The organism is Dictyobacter vulcani, assembly GCF_008974265.1.
GTDB classification, from domain to species: Bacteria; Chloroflexota; Ktedonobacteria; order Ktedonobacterales; family Ktedonobacteraceae; genus Dictyobacter; species Dictyobacter vulcani.
On record NZ_BKZW01000003.1, the window covers coordinates 289,419 to 307,880 of the forward strand.

At 49.0% G+C, this 18,462-nt stretch carries 17 protein-coding genes and 1 pseudogene; 7 read left to right on the forward strand and 11 right to left on the reverse strand.

Annotation, left to right across the window (positions count from 1 at the left end; genetic code table 11):
• Positions 1–232: 232 nt before the first annotated feature.
• Positions 233–1,120 carry a LysR family transcriptional regulator gene (locus tag KDW_RS25400; protein ID WP_151758731.1) on the reverse strand — a complete coding sequence of 296 codons (888 nt, stop codon included), beginning with the start codon at positions 1,118–1,120 and terminating at the stop codon, positions 233–235.
• Positions 1,121–1,261: 141 nt separating this feature from the next.
• Between KDW_RS25400 and KDW_RS25405 the strand changes: the two genes are divergently transcribed.
• Positions 1,262–1,915 carry a class I SAM-dependent methyltransferase gene (locus KDW_RS25405; protein WP_151758732.1) on the forward strand — a complete coding sequence of 218 codons (654 nt, stop codon included), beginning with the start codon at positions 1,262–1,264 and terminating at the stop codon, positions 1,913–1,915.
• Between the two features lie 44 nt (positions 1,916–1,959).
• Here KDW_RS25405 and KDW_RS25410 read toward each other — a convergent pair whose 3' ends face one another.
• Both KDW_RS25410 and KDW_RS25415 read right to left on the reverse strand, forming a co-directional pair.
• On the reverse strand, positions 1,960–2,742 hold the full coding sequence (locus tag KDW_RS25410) for an enoyl-CoA hydratase (protein WP_233097905.1): 783 nt from the start codon (positions 2,740–2,742) through the stop codon (positions 1,960–1,962).
• Positions 2,743–2,787: 45 nt separating this feature from the next.
• The gene (locus KDW_RS25415) at positions 2,788–4,368 is read right to left on the reverse strand and encodes an acyl--CoA ligase family protein (RefSeq protein WP_151758733.1); all 1,581 of its coding nucleotides are present in this window, start codon (positions 4,366–4,368) and stop codon (positions 2,788–2,790) included.
• A gap of 469 nt (positions 4,369–4,837) precedes the next feature.
• On the opposite strand from KDW_RS25415, the gene KDW_RS25420 reads away from it, so the two are divergent.
• The gene (locus KDW_RS25420; protein WP_151758734.1) at positions 4,838–5,200 is read left to right on the forward strand and encodes a PPOX class F420-dependent oxidoreductase; all 363 of its coding nucleotides are present in this window, start codon (positions 4,838–4,840) and stop codon (positions 5,198–5,200) included.
• A gap of 80 nt (positions 5,201–5,280) precedes the next feature.
• Here the strand turns inward: KDW_RS25420 and KDW_RS25425 are convergent, their stop codons facing one another.
• Both KDW_RS25425 and KDW_RS25430 read right to left on the reverse strand, forming a co-directional pair.
• A complete protein-coding gene (locus KDW_RS25425; RefSeq protein WP_151758735.1) occupies positions 5,281–5,793 on the reverse strand; it encodes a cupin domain-containing protein in 513 nt (170 codons plus the stop codon).
• A gap of 23 nt (positions 5,794–5,816) precedes the next feature.
• Entirely contained in the window at positions 5,817–6,428 is a 612-nt protein-coding gene (locus KDW_RS25430; RefSeq protein WP_162005602.1) for a DUF308 domain-containing protein, read from the reverse strand.
• 224 nt (positions 6,429–6,652) lie between these two features.
• Here KDW_RS25430 and KDW_RS25435 point away from each other — a divergent pair, with 224 nt between their 5' ends.
• Entirely contained in the window at positions 6,653–7,159 is a 507-nt protein-coding gene (locus KDW_RS25435; RefSeq protein WP_151758737.1) for a nucleotidyltransferase domain-containing protein, read from the forward strand.
• Between the two features lie 37 nt (positions 7,160–7,196).
• Here KDW_RS25435 and KDW_RS25440 read toward each other — a convergent pair whose 3' ends face one another.
• The 5 genes from KDW_RS25440 to KDW_RS25460 all read right to left on the reverse strand — a co-directional run bounded on the left by KDW_RS25440 (position 7,197) and on the right by KDW_RS25460 (position 11,773).
• Complete coding sequence (locus tag KDW_RS25440; protein ID WP_371876278.1) at positions 7,197–8,036, reverse strand: ABC transporter permease; 840 nt, start codon at positions 8,034–8,036, stop codon at positions 7,197–7,199.
• Positions 8,029–8,829, reverse strand: a complete 801-nt coding sequence (locus KDW_RS25445) for an ATP-binding cassette domain-containing protein (protein ID WP_151758739.1) — start codon at positions 8,827–8,829, stop codon at positions 8,029–8,031. Before KDW_RS25445 ends, KDW_RS25440 begins: the two co-directional genes overlap by 8 nt.
• A complete protein-coding gene (locus KDW_RS25450; RefSeq protein WP_151758740.1) occupies positions 8,813–9,256 on the reverse strand; it encodes a MarR family winged helix-turn-helix transcriptional regulator in 444 nt (147 codons plus the stop codon). Before KDW_RS25450 ends, KDW_RS25445 begins: the two co-directional genes overlap by 17 nt.
• Before the next feature lie 155 nt (positions 9,257–9,411).
• Positions 9,412–10,719 (reverse strand): zinc ribbon domain-containing protein, encoded by a 1,308-nt coding sequence (locus KDW_RS25455; RefSeq protein WP_151758741.1) that lies wholly within the window; start codon positions 10,717–10,719, stop codon positions 9,412–9,414.
• 388 nt (positions 10,720–11,107) lie between these two features.
• On the reverse strand, positions 11,108–11,773 hold the full coding sequence (locus KDW_RS25460) for an alpha/beta hydrolase (protein ID WP_198925545.1): 666 nt from the start codon (positions 11,771–11,773) through the stop codon (positions 11,108–11,110).
• Between the two features lie 926 nt (positions 11,774–12,699).
• Here KDW_RS25460 and KDW_RS36155 point away from each other — a divergent pair.
• From KDW_RS36155 to KDW_RS25475, 3 genes and pseudogenes are all read left to right on the forward strand, one after another.
• A pseudogene (locus tag KDW_RS36155) lies at positions 12,700–13,540 on the forward strand (MetQ/NlpA family ABC transporter substrate-binding protein).
• 124 nt (positions 13,541–13,664) lie between these two features.
• Positions 13,665–14,645, forward strand: coding sequence for a methionine ABC transporter ATP-binding protein (locus KDW_RS25470; protein ID WP_151758742.1), 981 nt, complete (start codon positions 13,665–13,667; stop codon positions 14,643–14,645).
• A complete protein-coding gene (locus tag KDW_RS25475; RefSeq protein ID WP_151758743.1) occupies positions 14,645–15,313 on the forward strand; it encodes a methionine ABC transporter permease in 669 nt (222 codons plus the stop codon). The genes KDW_RS25470 and KDW_RS25475 overlap by 1 nt, the downstream gene beginning before the upstream one ends.
• A 206-nt stretch (positions 15,314–15,519) precedes the next feature.
• Here KDW_RS25475 and KDW_RS25480 read toward each other — a convergent pair whose 3' ends face one another.
• Positions 15,520–16,212 (reverse strand): class I SAM-dependent methyltransferase, encoded by a 693-nt coding sequence (locus KDW_RS25480; RefSeq protein WP_151758744.1) that lies wholly within the window; start codon positions 16,210–16,212, stop codon positions 15,520–15,522.
• A gap of 310 nt (positions 16,213–16,522) precedes the next feature.
• Here KDW_RS25480 and KDW_RS25485 point away from each other — a divergent pair, with 310 nt between their 5' ends.
• Positions 16,523–18,157 (forward strand): peptide ABC transporter substrate-binding protein, encoded by a 1,635-nt coding sequence (locus tag KDW_RS25485; RefSeq protein ID WP_151758745.1) that lies wholly within the window; start codon positions 16,523–16,525, stop codon positions 18,155–18,157.
• The last annotated feature ends 305 nt before the right edge of the window (positions 18,158–18,462 follow it).

Here is an 18,462-nt window from a genome sequence, read left to right on the forward strand (position 1 = left end):
ACCAATAGTAAGGGGGAGTGAGTGATGGTTATGATTGTTGCCAGGCCCGAATATAGCTGTCCATATAATCGCTAAAGGCATCCAGCACGGAGACCTCAAATGGGCGTTCAGGAATGCGACCGCGATACATATCGAGTGCCTGCGTGATTGGGCTAATAAACTATACTGGTCTTTTCCATTTCAAGTCTCTAATAGAGTATCATATACAATATATGACAATTAGTTGCAATCGCTATAACAGGCGTGTCTCTTCACGCAAGATGCAGATAAACTCATTGGCCGCAGGAGAAAGTGATTTTCCGCGTTCATGGCGCAACAATACACATTCCCTTTGCATGGCAGGCAAATCTGGTATGGGGAGTTCAACCAGGATGCCCGCTTGAAGTCCATGATGAGCAAATGAGCGTGTCATCAAGGCGGCACCAATCCCGCTCATGAGTAGATCATAGGCGGTATGGGGTGGTACTTCGATGCTGGCAAACTGACTGGCCTGTATATTTCTCTGCCAGTAGCGCGCATCCAGGTTCCAATCTATCTGAAAAAAAGGCCGGCTGCCGACTTGCAGGTCTTCCAGAGTAACCTGTTGTTGTTGTGATAAGGGATGGTTGGCGTGGGCTATGACGATCAAGGGCTCTTTAAGCTGCACAATTGGATAGAGTGCAGGTGAAAAAAATGGTCCTACCACGATACCTAATTCAACAAAGCCATCATGAAGCATCTCCACAATTTGTTGATTATGGCCGGTATGGACTGCAATATCCAGTCCAGGATGAGCTTGCCGCAGCCGCGCTAGCGTAGAGGCAAAAAAGCCGGTGCTACAGGTGGGTGAGGTTGCCAGCATCAGCTGCCCTTTTTTGCCCTGGATGGTATGTTGCGCGGCCTCAAGACCCGCGTTCATCGCTGCCAGTGCCTGGCGTGCATGCGGTACGAAATTGCGCCCCAACTCTGTAAGCTGTAATTGCCTGCCGCCACGGACAAATAGTGTATCCCCTAACTCCTGCTCCAGCGCCTGAATACGCAGACTAATGGTTGGTTGTGATATGCCTAAGCGACGCGCAGCTTTACTAAAACTTTGCTGTTGCATAACTTGATCAAATGCCTGTAACTGATGAAGGTCCATGCTCTATGCGCTGCCTCATTTTCCATAAAAAATTTCAATATCTATTATAGCTGATCTGCTATTGTTCTTAAAAAGTGCATGGCGTATCCTTTTTTTAGTGATTGCATGCTTGAAAAAAACGTATGAGGAGATAAAAAAAATATGCCAGCACTCTATAAATTTATTGAGGACGTCTTTGGGGTTGGAGAATCTTATGGCCATCCAGCGGGCTGGAAAGGGATGATTGCTGGAAAGTTGATGGCGAAGCAGCATTATCCAGAGAATCAATGGACGGTCGAGTTGTTGCAGTTACAGGGGAATGAGCAGGTGCTAGAGGTTGGTTTTGGTCCTGGTATCGCTATTCAAGCGGCGGCGGCATTGTTGACAACTGGAAAAATTACTGGTGTTGATATCTCAAAGGCGATGATGCGGGAGGCCCGGCGGCGCAATGCTCAGGCTGTGCGTGTTGGTCGGGTAGAGCTCTTGCCGGGTAATGCCTATGCGTTACCTTTTGCTGATAGTACATTTGATAAAATTTATAGCATCCATGTCATCTATGTCTGGTGGTGGAATCAGCCTCAGCAGGTACTGGCAGAAGTCTATCGTGTCCTGAAACCGGGGGGTCTGTTCTGTGTGACCTTTTTATCACGTGAGAGCTGGCCTGGTTATAGCGCTGAAAAGGCCGCGTCTTTTGATGGTCCTGATGGTCCGAGTGTGGAAAAACTATTTACCGAGGCCGGATTTCGTACAGTACACATTAATAATGGACCCGTGGCTAAAAAATTTAGAGAGATAGCCGTTCTGGGTATAAAATAATCTGTTTTGCATGCGTGAGGTGTATGTACACCTCACGCCTTTGATTATACTTCTTGCTGGTCAAAGTTGGGTTGACGTTTTTCCAGGAAGGCGTGCATTCCTTCGCTGGCATCGGGAATCTGTGAGGCAGACGCCATGACGCCCTGGGCATACTCATAGGCCTGAGGTTGTGGCATGTCGATCTGGGTATAGTAGGCTTGCTTACCAATGCAGCGGGCATTGAAGCTATTGCTGGTCGCGGCTTCCAGTAGTCGTTGTGCCTCTGCCTGCAATTGTTCCGGCGCGACGACGCGATTGATTAAGCCCCAGTCGGCAGCGGTTCGGGCATCGATGGGATCTCCCGTCATCAACATTTCCAGGGCGCGTTTGCGACCAATGTTGCGGCTCAAGGCTATCATTGGCGTGGTACAGAACCAGCCGATTTTAACGCCGGGCGTGGCAAAGGTGACGTTGGTTGAAGCCACTGCCAGATCACAGGTCGCTACTAACTGACAACCGGCCGCAGTCGCGATCCCATGTACACGCGCCAGCACCGGCTGTGGAATCTCCTGAATTGTATTCATCAGCGTCGTACAGGTCTCCAGCAAGCGCGTCATGAAATCCAGATCCTGATCCACCATTTCTGAAAGATCATGTCCCGAGCAGAAGACAGCGCCATTGGCGGCCAGCAAAACGCCACGGGCCTCGCTTTCTCCCACTTCCCGAAACGCGCTGATCAACTCCTGCATATGGGCCAGTGAAAGCGCGTTACGCCGTTTTACATTATTCATCGTAATCGTCGCCAGATTACCCTCATAGCTCACTTCTACCAGTTGATAGGTCATCATCAAGCTCCTTTATTACTGCTGTCCGGGCATATTGCGAGAAGCATCCTAATTAATGCGTTTCTCTTTGCCCGCCCATGCCTTATCACGCAGGACATATTTTTGAACTTTGCCGGTTGAGGTTTTGGGGAGCAGCCCAAATTCGATCGAGGTAGGACATTTGAAATGTGCCAGTCGAGCCTTACAAAAGTTGATCAATTCTTCTTCGGTCGTTACCTGTTCAGGTTTGAGCGTGACAAACGCTTTGGGACGCTCACCCCAGACCTCATCTGGAATCGCGACCACCGCGCATTCCAGCACGGCTGGATGTTGGACCAGGGTTTGTTCAACTTCGATGGTCGAGATATTTTCGCCACCCGAGATAATGACATCCTTGGCACGATCGCGCAACTCGACATAGTTATCCGTATGCCAGACCCCAATGTCGCCAGAATGGAACCAGCCGCCCTCAAAAGATCTGGCCGTCGCGTCAGGATTCTCAAAATAGCCTTTGGCGACATTATTGCCACGCATCATCACCTCACCCATCGTCTGTCCATCGAGCGGTACATCCTGCATCTCCGGACTAACCACCCGCGCCCGCTCCGCAGTCACATATCCCTGTCCCTGTCGGGCTAACAGCCGAGCCTGTTCGTTGATTGGTAAACTATCCCATTCCTGCTGCCATTCACAAACAGTGTAAGGACCATAGGTTTCGGTCAGGCCATAGACATGGATTGGCCGAATATTCAGTTCTTTGAGTTGTCCCAGCAAAGTAGGAGATGGAGGCGCGCCCGCGATAGTAACGGTAATCTGTTGCTCCAGCCGATGCGCTTTAGGATGGTTGACCAGGAATATATGGACGGTCGGTGCTCCATTATAATGGGTGATCTTTTCCTGCTCAAATAGCTCCCAGATACGCGCGGGATCAACCTTGCGCAGGCACACATGGGTCGCGCCAACGGCCGTGACGCCCCAGGTAAAGCACCAACCATTACAATGGAACATTGGTAGTGTCCATAAATAGATACTATTGCTATTCATTCCAGTTTCAATCACTTCTGATAGTGCATTCAGATAAGCGCCACGGTAGGTATACATTACACCTTTTGGGTTGCCAGTGGTACCAGAAGTATAATTGATCGAAATAGTCTCCTCTTCATCTTCCAACCAACTCGCTAGCGGCTCAGGAGAACCTTCCGCCAGAAATTGCTCATAAGGATCCTCTGGCGTTCCTGTATCGTCGATACGGATAACCTGTGCTAGCAGTTCTTGTGGGAGTGTTTCGATCAGATGTGTAAATTCATGATCCACAAACAGATATTTGCTGCCCGAATGCTGCAAAATAAATTCAATTTCCTGTTTGCTCAAGCGATTATTGATCGCCACCAGGATGCCGCCCGCCGCCGGTACAGCATAGTGTGCTTCTAAGAGGGCGGGCGTATTCGGACAGAGGAAGGCGACACGGTCATGTTTTTGCATTCCCAATGCGCGCAAACGCGAAGCGAGGCGAAACACACGTTCAGCAAACTCCTGATATGTATAGCTGCGTGTTTCATGGATGACCGCAACCTTATTGGGAAAAACGAGGGCGCTGCGCTCAAGAAAACTTAATGGTGTCAGTTCGGTGCGATAGACTTTTTGTTCCATCTCGGTAACCTTTCTGAGGGAAGGTAAACACCAATCAGCATTGTGCCACTATTATACGCTATATGTTACCAGGTTTCTCCTGTTTCCCGATGTAGCGCTAGCGCCATTGCTGCTAAACATATCATTGCTTTCCTTCAGAGAGTGCCTGACCCTCGTCTTCTCTACAACCGCTCTACAGATATTTTTGCGCCTGCGGCGCTCAAAAAAGGTTAATGATGTTGTGGTAAAAAATGAGCCCGGCTCATTTTTTACCACAACATCATAATAGATGGCTGGGCACATTTGTGCCAGAATATAAGGGTAAAGCACAGACATTACCCTTATCATAACTTTAGACCGTCTTGTGATTAATCTTATCTGAGTGGTAGAGTTAGTATAGTGAAACAGCAAGCAAAGGCTTATTATTACCTTATTTATATAGAGGAGTTTTTAGACCTATGTCAGCACAAGAGATTGATACCCATCATCCATTTGCTTTTCTGGCCCCCATGACTTTCTTGTTTTAACCACCTATCGCAAAGATGGCACCCCGGTTCCCACCACCGTCTGGTTCGCGTATGAAGATGGTAGAGTGTATGTCACCACATCCAATAATGCAGGTAAAATGAAACGTATACGTGCTACTGGCCGTGTGGCAATGACCCCCTCCGATCGGATAGGCAAGCTACTGGGCGAGCCAGAAGTGGCTGGTGTGGGCCGTGCTGCTGCGACCGAGGAGCGTGCAGCCGCGCGTACAGCCCTGGAGCACAAATATGGTGAGCAATTTCAGAAGATAGCAGGCGTAGAAACACCTGACCGCGCCTATATCATAATTGAGCCAGCCGCCAGATAATAAGCAAGACCCTGAGAAACACAGTCACATATAGATGATGTGACTGTGTTTCTTATAGCCTGAAAGTGTAGTATGTACTTTCACTGATCTTCATGCATGGCTGCAAAGTTTAGCGTAATCCCAAACTGCTGTGAGAGCTCCTGCCATTTTTGCGCTGCTGCGGGTGGGAGATATCCTGGTTGAACATGTTCTTGTTGTAATAATTGTCCCATCAGCGTAAAGTAGCGCTCCAGACCGGCTGGCATGATCAGGACCAGAACCCGGGCAGTCTGGCTGTGAATAACAAATGAATGTTGCAGGTTGCGTGGTAGCCAGACAAAGCTGCCCGCCGAGGCTGGAATAGGTTGATTGTCAACATAGAACGTGATCGAACCTTCCAGTACATAGAATGCTTCATCTTCTCTGGTATGGGTATGTGGCGGTGGCTCCATTCCCTGTTGGATAATTGTCTCGCTTACCGTGAGCTGGCCCGCAGTATCTTCAGTTGTTGAGAGATAATTAAAGTTAATCGTATTCTGCTCGGTCTGGGCTGGCGTACTATGGATATTGCGAGCATAAGGACGTGTGCCAGACTGTCGGACATTTTTTGCCATCGTTTGTCCTCTCACTAACAGACTTATTCTTGCGCTGCCGACATCATTGGAGGAGGCTCGCTGGTATGTTCACGGCGCATATAAAGGCCACGCGCAATCAAGAGTACTCCGATGATGATGCCACTGATACTAATGATAAAGGGCATTATTAACAAGATCACAGCAAAAGAAACGGAGAAAAGTGCACCCACGGGTACGATTAATGAGAGCAGAATGAAGCCAATCAGCGCACTGAGTAAACCAACCCCGACATTATCCATGCCTTCCCCGCTTAATCCTTCCACAATCTGTATCAGGCCATACACAATGGCTAGAATAGCGCCTATGAAGAACGCGATAGGTGGCAGAAGAACCACACTCCATAGCTGAAAAAGCATGATCAGAAGTCCTGCAATGACGCCGATAGCGGCAACAAACATATCTGGTCCTGGATACTCTTTGCGGCGCACCATATTGAAAAACTGTAGTAGACCAGAGATAAACAGGTATGCTCCAAGCAAGCGTACCATTAAGATAGCCACTCTGAAGGGGTTGAGTAAAACCACTATACCGATAAGGATGGCGAGGATGCCCTGCAGCAGTACGACCCACCAGATCGTGCTTGAGCGCATAGCATGAACATAGCGTTGCATCATTTTTCCTCTCGAAACTGGCTTGTTTGATGCTAAGAAGACCCTATCTCTCACTGAGAATATAGCATGCTCTCGGCCTTTAACGTATCCTCCAAATGGTTGAAAAGTATTATGAATAATAAATATTTGCATGAATCGATGGAAATACTACTATAGTAAATTTTATTGCCAGGGATTGTATACTATATATCAGGAGTTGTATAAAGTAATTTGAGAGGCTACTATTTATGATGTATGCGCAGGATGTGCTGATTGTGGTGAATAGGTTAACCGCTGCAGGTGTTTCGGTCTGGCTGGATGGTGGTTGGGGGGTAGACGCGTTAGTGGGTAAGCAGACGCGGGAGCACATAGATATGGATGTGGTTGTGCTGCTGACGCAAGCGGATCTGGCGCATAGTATCCTGGAACTGGCAGACTATCGCATCACTGAGGATGATTTTCCGACGCGTTTTGTGATGCAGGATGCGGCTGGCCATAGTATCGACTTTCATCCCATCTTTAAAGATGAGCAGGGGGATGGCTTTCAGCAACTACAAGATGGAAGTCTGTTCTGTTATCCAGCCAGTTGTTTTGCTGGCACCGGGACCATTGAAGACCAGACTGTCGCTTGCATTGCTGCAGAAGCCCAGCTCTTATGCCATCTCGGCTATGAGCCAGCTGAAAAGGATCAACATGATGTACACCTGCTGGCAGCGCATTTTCAGCTGGAACTTCCGGCTCAATATCAAAAATAAAGAGTTTACGCCTTAACGTTGCATATCCCCTGCTGGTTTATTGGACGATTCTGGGATAAAGCATGGCTCCTATGGTGACGAGCACGATGGTGACGATGAGCAGAATCCCAAAGTCGCGACTGACATTAACGATATTAAATGGCGTACTGGCCAGCATTAAAGAGCGTAGACCATCTACGACGTAAGTGAGCGGATTGATGTGTGCAATGGCTTGTAGCCAGGATGGCATGATACTGATGGGATAGATGGCATTGCTGGCAAAGAACATTGGCATGGTGAGTACCTGTCCGATTCCCATGACGCGGTCGCGGGTTTTGAGCAGGCAGGCGATGATCAAGGAGAAGGTTGAGAAACAGCCTGCACCCATCACCACAAACACCAGTACGCCGAGCAAGGCCAGTGGATTGAAGTTCATTTTGACGCCAAGGATCAGCGCCAACAGATAAATCACCAGCGCTTGCGGTAAGGCGCGGATGCCAGAAGAGAGCGCCTTGCCCAGGACTAGCGAGCCACGCGGTGTAGGACTGGCCAGAAACTTATGGATGACGCCCAGGTCGCGTTCCCAGATAATGGCGATGCCGGCGAAGATAGCGATAAAGAGCACGCTCTGGGCCAGGATTCCCGGTGCCATAAATTCTAGATAGCTCACATTGGCACTGCCAGTTGGTATGGCCCGAATGCGGGTGAATACTTCGCCAAAAACGAGGATCCACAGGGCAGGTTGGACGGCGCGCATTACCAGATCCGTTGCATCATGGCGGATCTTGCGCACTTCCCACTCAGCAATGACCAGCGTTTTGCGCACAAAATTTGTCAGTACCGCGAGGGGTGATTGTGCTTTTTGTGGCGAAGGGGATAGTGTATTGACCCTAGCCAAGTCTTCGTGCTGTACGTCGTGCTCGTGAAGCGTCACGGTAACTTCCTCCTGACTCCAGGGCATCGCCCGCGAAATGGACAAACACATCATTCAAGGTAACCTGTTCACCACCTACAACTGCCTTCAATTCAGCCGGTGTCCCAATGGCTGCAATCTTCCCACGATGCATGATGCCAATTCTGGTACACAGACTATCCGCCTCTTCCATTGAGTGGGTGGTTAAGAAAATAGTCATATTTGATTCTGCGCGTAGTTGCATTAAATGTTCCCAGATGGCCTGCCGTGCAATTGGATCAAGCCCCACCGTTGGCTCATCCAGGAAGAGTACATGGGGCTGATGGAGCAAGGCCTGGGCCACCTCCAGACGGCGAATCATCCCACCAGAATAGTGGCGTACGAGCTGGGATCCCGCATCCGTCAGGCCAACAAAGGAGAGGACTTCTTTGACCCGTGCATCGCGACCGGCGCGCGGTAGATCATACAATTTGGCAAAGATCAGTAAATTTTCATAACCGGTCAGGTTGCCATCAGCCGAAAGCGCCTGAGGAACATAACCAAGACTATGGCGGACCGCTGTCGTCTGATGAATAATATCAAAGCCATCCACACTGGCCTGTCCCGATGTTGGATTGAGCAGTGTGGTGAGCATTTTGATGGTCGTACTTTTGCCGGCACCATTCGGACCCAGCAGACCAAACACCTCGCCTCTGGCTACCTCAAAACTTATATCGTTGACGGCCGCATAGTCACCAAACTTTTTTACCAGATGAGATACCTCAATGATGGCTGTCATGCTTTTTTATTTCTCCCAATCCTTGTACCTCGGCTGCATCCAGTAAACGCTCGACCAGTCGCTGTAACTCCTGTTGTTCAGACTCATCGAGTACCTCTAATAAATGGGTCAATGCTTCACGCCGTTGCTGGCGTACCGCATCAATCTGCTGGCGTCCTTGCTCTGTTAAGGACACATGCACGACCCGTTCATCTTGCTCCTGCCGCTTGCGAGTAATCAAGCCAGCTTTCTCCAGTCGCTGACAGGCAACGGTGGCTGAACCGGTGGTAATGCCCAGAGCCTGGGCCAGCGTACTGATACTCTGGGGTGCTGAACAACGCAGATGGCGTAGCAACCAGTATTGTTGCTGGGTCATATCTGTATGCCGCGAAGGACGTAACAGTCGCGTCAATAAAAGGAGATCCTCAGTTAAATGCTCACTCGCCATATGCAGTCCTTTGATGGTCAATTGTTTTGATACTCAAAGTAATTATACAGATAAATATATCGAATATCAAGGCTGTACATGTTGTTTGAGTATAGTCGAGTGTCTGGACACTCGACTATACTCAATGTTTGGTCATGAGGAATGTATTTGTGAAGTTATTTAACCTGGAAAGTGGTGGTGACTGGTTGGGTGGTCGCGAGCAGATCATTAGGTAAGAGTTCAAAGGTAAAATCGGTGCTATCCGCTGGCATGATGAAGACGCATTCGCCGCGTGAGTTCATCTGTCCTGCAGCAATGCTGGAGTTCAAGGTGTTGGAACTGGGTTTATTGGTTGTGCTGCCTGCTTGCAACCGCATCGTATCGCTTGGAAACGGATAGATTTCTTTTTGTGACGTATTGTCAATTTTTAGTTTGACAACCACAAACACACTATCCTTATCAGCCTGTTTGGCATCATAGCTGGTCTGTTTGGTGGCATTGGTAATTGTCCAATTGGCTCCTGCATACTGGATAAGCTTGTTCGGTGCTGAGGTAATGGGCTGATATTTTGAGAGATCTGCATCAGCTTTCAGCGGTATCTCGATCTGTGACTCGGTACTGGTGCCGATGGTCAGGGTGAGTTGATCGGGTTTGACCGTTGTCGGGACCGCGAAATCTACCCAGTTTGTACGCTTAATTGAGGCATCAGGACCCGAAGATACTTTGCTGGCTTCTGGATGAACGCTGGTGTTGTCGGGTAACGTCAGGAGCATGGAATCCGTATATGAATAATAGGAAGCGGTACTCGAAGTGTTTTCCTCACTGAGATCGATGCGTAGTATTCCGGATTTATTATTATTATCCTCAGGAAAACTGGTAGCTTGCTGGACATCTTTAATGCTCATATTGACGCTGGCATAGGTAACGGGTTTGGTATTCAGAGTGGTTACCACTGGCTTTGGTGCTGAGGCAGTTGTATCCGTATTGCTGGAGCCAGTGCTGGTACTGGTGTTGTTGGCTTGATCGGTTGTACTGTGCATTGCACCTGCCAACCAATTATATGCGAAGTAGCCACCACCGCCACAAAGGGCCAGGATCACCAGGATCGTCACCAACAAACCACAGCCTACCTGTCCTAAGACGCGCCGTGATGAATCCTTGACTGGCGGAGCTGCTGCATAGCCAGGTACCTGTGCCTGTGCCTGTGCCTGTGCCTGATACATGGGGGTATCCGGACGATATTCCTGTTGTGGTTGGTAGCCGGGATAACTGGTGCCACTGTCCACATTTCTGGGTGGTGGTGGTGGTGTTCTTCCCTCAAAATTAGCTCCACTTTGTAATGATGTGGGCTGGGCATCGACAGAGTATTCGGTTGGCCTGCTGGTGCCACCTTCAGTACTTTTCCCACAATTGGAACAAAATCTATTACCTGGAGTAATTGGAGTGCCACAATACTGGCATGTAACCTGGTTGTATTCGGGCATGGTATCTCCTTGAGCTGGATAAAATCAGAGAAAATTACATGGCTATGATCATGGATGTTTTCATGTATACCATCATACCTGATGAACGGGCAGAGCCGCGAATTCTGTGGCATCAGAATTAGGATTTTTTGAGCTGCTTCATTCTTTATTTGACGGGCAGAAGCACAGGGAGAGGAATTTTTTGTGTGAGGAGAAAAAGGGATATGAAGGTTGTTGCTAGTGATGTTTGTCGCATGCTGTATCAGAATGCACCATACCCCGGTGGGGATGGTCAGGAAAGTGGCTATCTCCTCGCTGGTGATGCGTAGTGGATGGCTGGATGCATGTGCATGCCAGGTCATCTCACTATGCATCAATAGCGATCACGAAAAGTTGTATGCTGCGTGGGCTAGTGTGCCAGGAGCTGTTTCATCATTGTCGTCACCAGTTCGATCTCTTCGTCGTTAATGGTGTGTGCCATATTTGGATAGATGCGCTCGGTGACCTTTGCTCCCATCCCTTGAAGAATCCTGGCCGAGACATCGACACGCTCTTTAGGAATATGGGGATCGCGATCACTGCAGCCGAGCAACACAGGCGTCTCGGCCAGTGAGCCAGGGTAGTTACGGTCAGTATCATTAGGACCAATCAGGCCGCCGCTGAGACCTGCGATACCACCATAGCGCTGTGCATTGCGGGCCGCAAACTCCAGTGAAAGACAGGCTCCCTGTGAGAAACCCAGCAGGATGGTACGCTCAGCTGGAATGCCTGCTTCTGCCAGACTATCCAGTAACTGGCTGATGACCGAGAGCGCTGAAGAAAGTCCAGGCTCATTTCTGGCCAGGGGAGCCAGAAAACTATTTGGATACCATGTGCTGTTAGCTGCCTGGGGTGCTAAATAAACAAAACCAGTCTGCGGCAACTCTGCTGACAAACCCAGAATATCCTGTGCTGAGGCTCCACGGCCATGCATCATAATCATTGCCGCGCGTGCCTGTTCCAGTTGCTCCCCTGCCATCAAAACAGGCTGGCCACGGTGGGGACCGGTAATCTTATTGATTGGATTACTCATCATCTATCTCCATCAAGTCTTACGTCTTGTTTTTCTCTCATGGATGCATCTTCTTTACAAAAAAGTTTAATCCTTATGAGACAGTATACAATGAGCGTGCATTAGTATTCGCTTTTCTGTGGAGAGTATAACCGTTGTGATATAAAAAGTCATGCCCTGAATAGATTAGTACCTGCTCGGTCGCCTCTGTGATGCTGGCACGATTGTTCTCGACATTGCCTCTCTTACCAATCTTCATTATGGCTTGCGTATTCCCTCAGGTATGATTCTGCGTAGTAATTAATAGCAAGCAGACAATCAGGGTGCTCAGAGCTATTTCATGTTCAGGTAGAAGTCGCGTGGGAACCATAATCAAGCCATCAAATCACATTCTTTCATGTGTGGAGTGTGCCAGTCGTACGGCCGTGGCCGTACGACTGGCACACTCCACACATCCCAACCTGGCGCCGTAGGCGCCAAAGAAGAAATTGAAATAGTCCTATCTGGTACTTTTATTGTAGTTGACATAGTTTATCAAGATTGTTATTATTAACTGTAGAAATTTACCATTCTACTGGTGTGAGCAGCGTTTAAGCTTGCATTTTTTCTAGTATGTAGAGATTTTTTACACAGCAAAAAACCTGTTGAGTGGGGTTGTACGTTGCAAGTGGATGCTCCTTGAGCAGAAATAGAAGAAGAGGTTGGAGTAGATAGTGAGTCCGCTCGCTGTTCCTGTACTATAGGGATACTATAATTCTCCTTACCCGGTATCATTCCTTTTTTTATTATTGCCAGATAGCAATACTCATGGCGAGAGCTTTGCTATCTGGCGAAGTGGGAAGTACGCGATGCTTCTTTCATCCATCGGCTAATGTCAACCGCATGCAGCAGGTTATAATACGGGGTTGTCCAACCAGCTAACCCCGTTTGATGTAGAAGGGAAAACCTGTCTGATGCGTTCGTTGAAACTTAATCTGGTCATTCTGTGTGCCTTGTTGGCGACCGTTTTTGCGGCCTGTGGTGGCAGTTCCAGCCAGAGTGGAAGTACTGCCACGGGCAATGGTCCAATTACGATTAAAGTAGGCGCCAGTCCTACTCCTCATGCTGAGATTCTGCGTTATATTAAGGATCACCTGGCCGCTAAGGCCGGTCTGGATCTGCAGGTTGTCGAGTTTACCGACTATATTCAGCCGAATATGGCGCTGCAGGATGGACAGATTGATGCTAATTTCTTCCAGCACGTAACCATATATGCAAGATTTCAACCAGCAACATGGGACGAATCTGGTGGCGGTCGCTAAAGTACATATCGAGCCGCTTGGTATTTATTCTCATAAAGTAAAATCTTTGCAAGCAGTGCCAGCCGGTGCGGTTGTGGCGATTCCAAATGACGCTACCAATGGCGGCCGTGCTTTACATCTCCTGGCTGATCAGGGGCTGATCAAACTTAAAGCTGGTGCTGGCAATAGTGCGACCAAGCAGGATATTGTGGCTAATCCCAAAAATCTCCAGCTCAAAGAATTAGAGGCGGCCCAACTCCCTCGTTCACTGGATGATACTACCCTCTCAGTTATCAATGGTAACTATGCGCTCACAACTGGCCTGGTGCCCGCTAAAGATGCATTGGCCTTAGAAAAAGGCCAGGGCAATCCCTACGCAAACGTCCTGGCAGTAGCGAAAGGTCATGAGAAAGATGCTGGCGTGACCAGACTGGCCAGATTGCTGAATTCACCCGAGGTTAAAAAGTTTATTGAGGATAAATACAAAGGCGCGGTTATTCCCGCTTTCTAAGCTACCGGTGCTCTTCTGCTACCTGAGGTAGTGGATAGAAGCTGATGTGTGTGGCCTCCATTGTTCTTCATCTGCGGTGAAAATAATGGAGGCTTTGGCCTGTAGCTACCAGGGGAGATTGGTGATGATAACAATTAATGATGTGAGCAAAGTATATGGCCGGGGAGAAAAGGCGATCGTGGCGCTGGATGCCGTCAATCTGGCGGTACCACAGGGTGAAATATTTGGGGTACTGGGTGAGAGTGGCGCTGGCAAGAGTACCTTGATACGCTGTGTGAATCTACTGGAGCGGCCGACGAGTGGATCGATTATTGTCAATGATCAGGAAATTACCTCGCTGAATGGACCTGCTTTGCGCAAGGCTCGTCAGCGTATTGGCATGATCTTCCAGCACTTTAACCTGTTAAGTTCGCGTACGATCGCGGAAAATGTGGCCTTTCCTTTAGAGGTCATGGGCTATAATCGGAGCCAGCGGCAGGAGCGTGTGAAAGAATTATTGGCGCTGGTTGGCCTGGAGAACCGCGCTCAGGCCTATCCAGCACAACTCTCCGGCGGTCAGAAACAGCGGGTAGGTATCGCGCGTGCCCTGGCTGGAAAACCCGATGTCCTGCTTTCAGATGAAGCCACCTCAGCCCTTGATCCACAAACTACGCGCTCTATCTTAGAACTGCTGCAGGACCTCAATCAGCGCATGGGGTTGACTATTCTCTTGATTACTCATGAGATGGGTGTGGTGAAACAGATCTGCCACCAGGTCGCGATCTTAGAGGCTGGAAAAGTAGTTGAACAGGGACGCGTAAGTGAACTGGCGGCCCTGCCAGAGTCTCGTCTGGCCAGAAGCCTGTTCCCTCGTCTTCAGAGCTATGAGGCCCAGCCAGGAGCCAGAATTGTCACGATCACATTTGCGGGTGACACCGCTGATGAGCCGGTGCTCTCAAATGTGATTCGCCAGTTTGATGTGAATGTCAACATTTTAAGTGGCAATATCGAAAAATTTGGAGAACAACGCATCGGACAACTTCAAGCTGAATTTGTTGGTGGTCAGTTTGAGGCGGCCCTCAACTATTTGCGCCAGCTTGGACTACGTGTGGAGGTCGATGAGTAATGGATTGGAATTATTGGTCATATCTCCTACCTGATCTCTGGCAGGCGACTCAGGATACCTTGTTGATGGTTGGTGTTTCAACTATTTTTACTGTTCTGCTTGGCTTACCTCTGGGTGTATTACTGGTCGTGACCGATCGTGATGGCCTGCTCCATCTTCCCTGGCTGCACCAGATTCTGGGCTTTATTGTCAATATTGGAAGATCGCTGCCGTTTATTATTCTACTGGTCGCTATCACTCCTTTTACGCGCCTGATTGTTGGGACCACCATCGGCACAACCGCCGCGATTGTCCCGCTGACGGTGGCCGCTATTCCTTTCTTTGGTCGTGTTGCTGAGACCTCACTGCGCGAAGTTGATGGAGGCGTGGTCGAGGCCGCTAAAGCCATGGGGTGTAATGGCTGGCAGATCGTACTCAAGGTTTTGATTCCCGAAGCACTCCCCTCGCTGATCCTGGGTGTGACCATCACGATAATCAGTCTGGTTGGTTACTCCGCCATTGCTGGTGCCGTTGGTGCTGGCGGCCTGGGAGACCTGGCTATTCGCTATGGATATCAGCGCTTCGAGACAGGCGTGATGGTGGTTACGGTGGTACTGTTAATTGTCTTTGTACAAATTATTCAATGGATTGGTAATCGCCTGGCCGAACGTATGGCCCGCCACGCATAATATTTTATTGTAGGTAGAGTTAGATAGTGTCATGGTCACTATGTATGCGTCTCGCGCCACACGGCGCTCTCACATGTTTCATGTTGTTGCATCAGGGGCGCAATGCGCCCCTGATGCAACAACATAAAAAAGAGATTGGGGGCGTCAGCGCCCCCAGGCTGGCATGAGGTTTACCACTTCCATGGGGATGGAAGTAAGACACATTTTTACTTTTGTGCGAGGATGAGCAGGCAGAAGAGCTGTTCAGCATGGGTAAGCATCAGTTCATCTGGAAGATAACCTTTTGGGACTTCTTTGATGGGCAATTCTATGACCTGCAGGATGGTCAGTCCGGCCCGGGTCAGCGCTTCCAGGTAGTCCTGGCGCGTGTGAGGCATATTGGGGAGCAAGTATTTTACCTCGGACTGGACAAATTGTGTCCGCCAGCCAGAATCTACGCTCGCCGGATGGAAGTCCGTGATGAGTAGATGTCCACCTTTTTTGGTCACGCGTGCAAATTCCGCAACGGCATGATAGATATCCTGGACGTGGCAGAGCATCAGCGCGCTGAGCAATAGGTCAAACTCGTCTGTGTCAAAAGGAAGATCATGATCCAGTGAGGCCTGCAGGAAGTTGATTGCGAGTTGTTCATCCTGCGCAACTTTTTGCGCGACAGCCAGCATTTCGGGAGATTGATCCAGAGCCGTCACGGTCTTACCTTCGCGCGCGAACCTTAACGCATAGCGGCCCGTGCCTGTACCGATATCCAGCACTTTGTGGTAGGTGATCCGCGTTAAAAGCGGATCGACAAATGCTTCTTCCAGTGCGATCAGTGCATTGTTTTCCTGATCATAGGAAGCGGCCCACGCAGCATAGCCTTCCTGAGTGCTGATTTCTTTGACCTTTAGATCGTTGTTCATGATTACTCCTTCTGATCTAGTGAACTTTTGACGTGAGTTTAGCCGGAGAGCAACCTCCTTGTGTCATCACGGTTTGGAGATTGAATGTGTGCGAAATTTCCTGATGAGTTGTAGCAATAATCTGAAAATATTTTTGTGTAGAATCTGATTATAAGCGAGCTTAAATTATAGCAGCTTCATAAAAAGCCTTCAAATGTGGAATAATTGTAGCCTTTCCATGTGTTTTAACCTATGCAGTTTTGCTACATAATTGATAGATTGTTATATAACCACGTGATGTGTTTGTTAGTAGAAAGTGAGCATTTCATTGATGTCCTCATTGCGGAAAAATCATCCGCGTTCGATATTTTTACTCTTGCTAGCTGTGCTTGTGATGCTGTTGAGTGCCTGTGGTGGAGCAGCCAGCACACCTGGCAAGGGAAGCACCACACCTGATACAAATCAAGTCCTTCGTTTCCCTAATGTGGGAACTGCTGGTATTGGCAAGCTCGATCCAGCCAGTGGTCCAGACTCAAATTCCAACCAGGCCATTGACATGATCTTGACTGGTCTGGTGCGACACGATAAAGATTTGCATGTGCAGCCAGATCAGGCGACTTCATGGGATGTATCGAAAGATAACAAAGTTTATACCTTTCATCTTCGTTCGGATGTGACTTTTTCTGATGGCACTCCCGTCAATGCCCAGTCCTATGTCTACACCTGGACTCGTGCTCTGTTGCCAGAGGTGAAATCGCCCAATGCGCCAGTATTGGAAGAGTCGATTGCAGGTGCCAATGATGTTATCAACGGTAAAAGTAAAACCCTGAGTGGTGTCAAAGCCCTGGATGACCATACCTTACAGGTGACCCTGGTGCGACCAACCTCCTACTTCCTGCAAGTATTAACCGTTTCCCTGTTCTATCCACTCAACCAGAAAGTGATTGAGAAATATGGTCAGGCGGACTGGGTAAATCATGCTGCAGGTAGTGGTATTGGTACCGGACCCTTCATGATCAAATCCTGGCTACATGGTTCTAAGATGATCTTTGCGCCAAACCCTCATTACTATGGCAAAAAGACGCAGCTCAAAGAAGTACAAATGTCCTTTATACGCTCGATTCCGACGGCATTCAAGGCGTATCAGTCTGGCCAGTTTGATTTTACCTGGGGTATCAGCGCAACAGATCAGTTGCAGGCCCAGAGCATGCCTGGTTTTGTTCGCAAGCCGGTTTTAGAGAGTGACCTGCTCTTCTTCAACAATAAGATGGCACCATTTGATAAACCTGCTGTGCGCCAGGCTTTTGCCGCTGCGATTGACAAAAAGACCCTTGCTAAAACAATCTTCCATGATACAGTTACTCCAGCCAGCACCATCGTACCTCCTGGCATGCCTGGTGCTCAGCCCGACTATCCTGGTATTGCTTTTGATGCCAGCAAAGCTAAAGCACTCTTAAAATCTGCCTATCCTGATCTCAGCAAAGTTCCTGCGATCTCCTTCTCCTATCCCACCTCCCAGGTCGCACCCGACCTGGCGGAAGCCTTACAGCAGATGTGGCAGGATAACCTGGGTGTCAAAGTCAAACTGAACGGAATGGAACTGACCACCTATAACGCTGAAACAACCAAGCGTACTGTCCAGTTCGGCTTTACACAATGGGGCGTCTACTTCCCAGATCCTTATGAGTGGTTGGACCTGAGCCTGCTTTCAACCTCGGCCAATAATAACGGCAACTGGAGCAATCCAGAATTCGACAAAACGGTCGCTCAGGCTGAGCAAACCTCCGGTGATGCACGCCTGGCCCTGTATGCCAAAGCTGAGCGGATCGCCATCGACAACGTTGGCTGGTTGCCAATCGACCACCAATCGCAAGCGGCCATCATCCCCAGCAAAGTTCATGGCTTAACCTTGAACAGCAACGGCCTCTACTTCGGCGACTGGTCCGACATCTACATGACCAAATAGCATCATTCAGGTTAACTACCACCTCCCCATCCTATCAAAAATAGGATGGGGATTTTTATGCCCGTTTTATGTCAGAAACTCTATGTGGATACTTTATTTATAAAATCTAGCTCGCCTGACCCTCTTCAGCTAAGCTTTGAGCAAGCAGATTGGTAATAAATTGGCCATAGTCCTCTTGCATTATTTCAGGTGTGGAGTGTGTCCGACGTGCGGCCGCGGCCGCACCCACACCCGCAACCCGGCGCCGCAGGCGCCAAAAAGGATAATGAAATAGCCCTGCATTAAAAAAAAGCTTGACAACATAT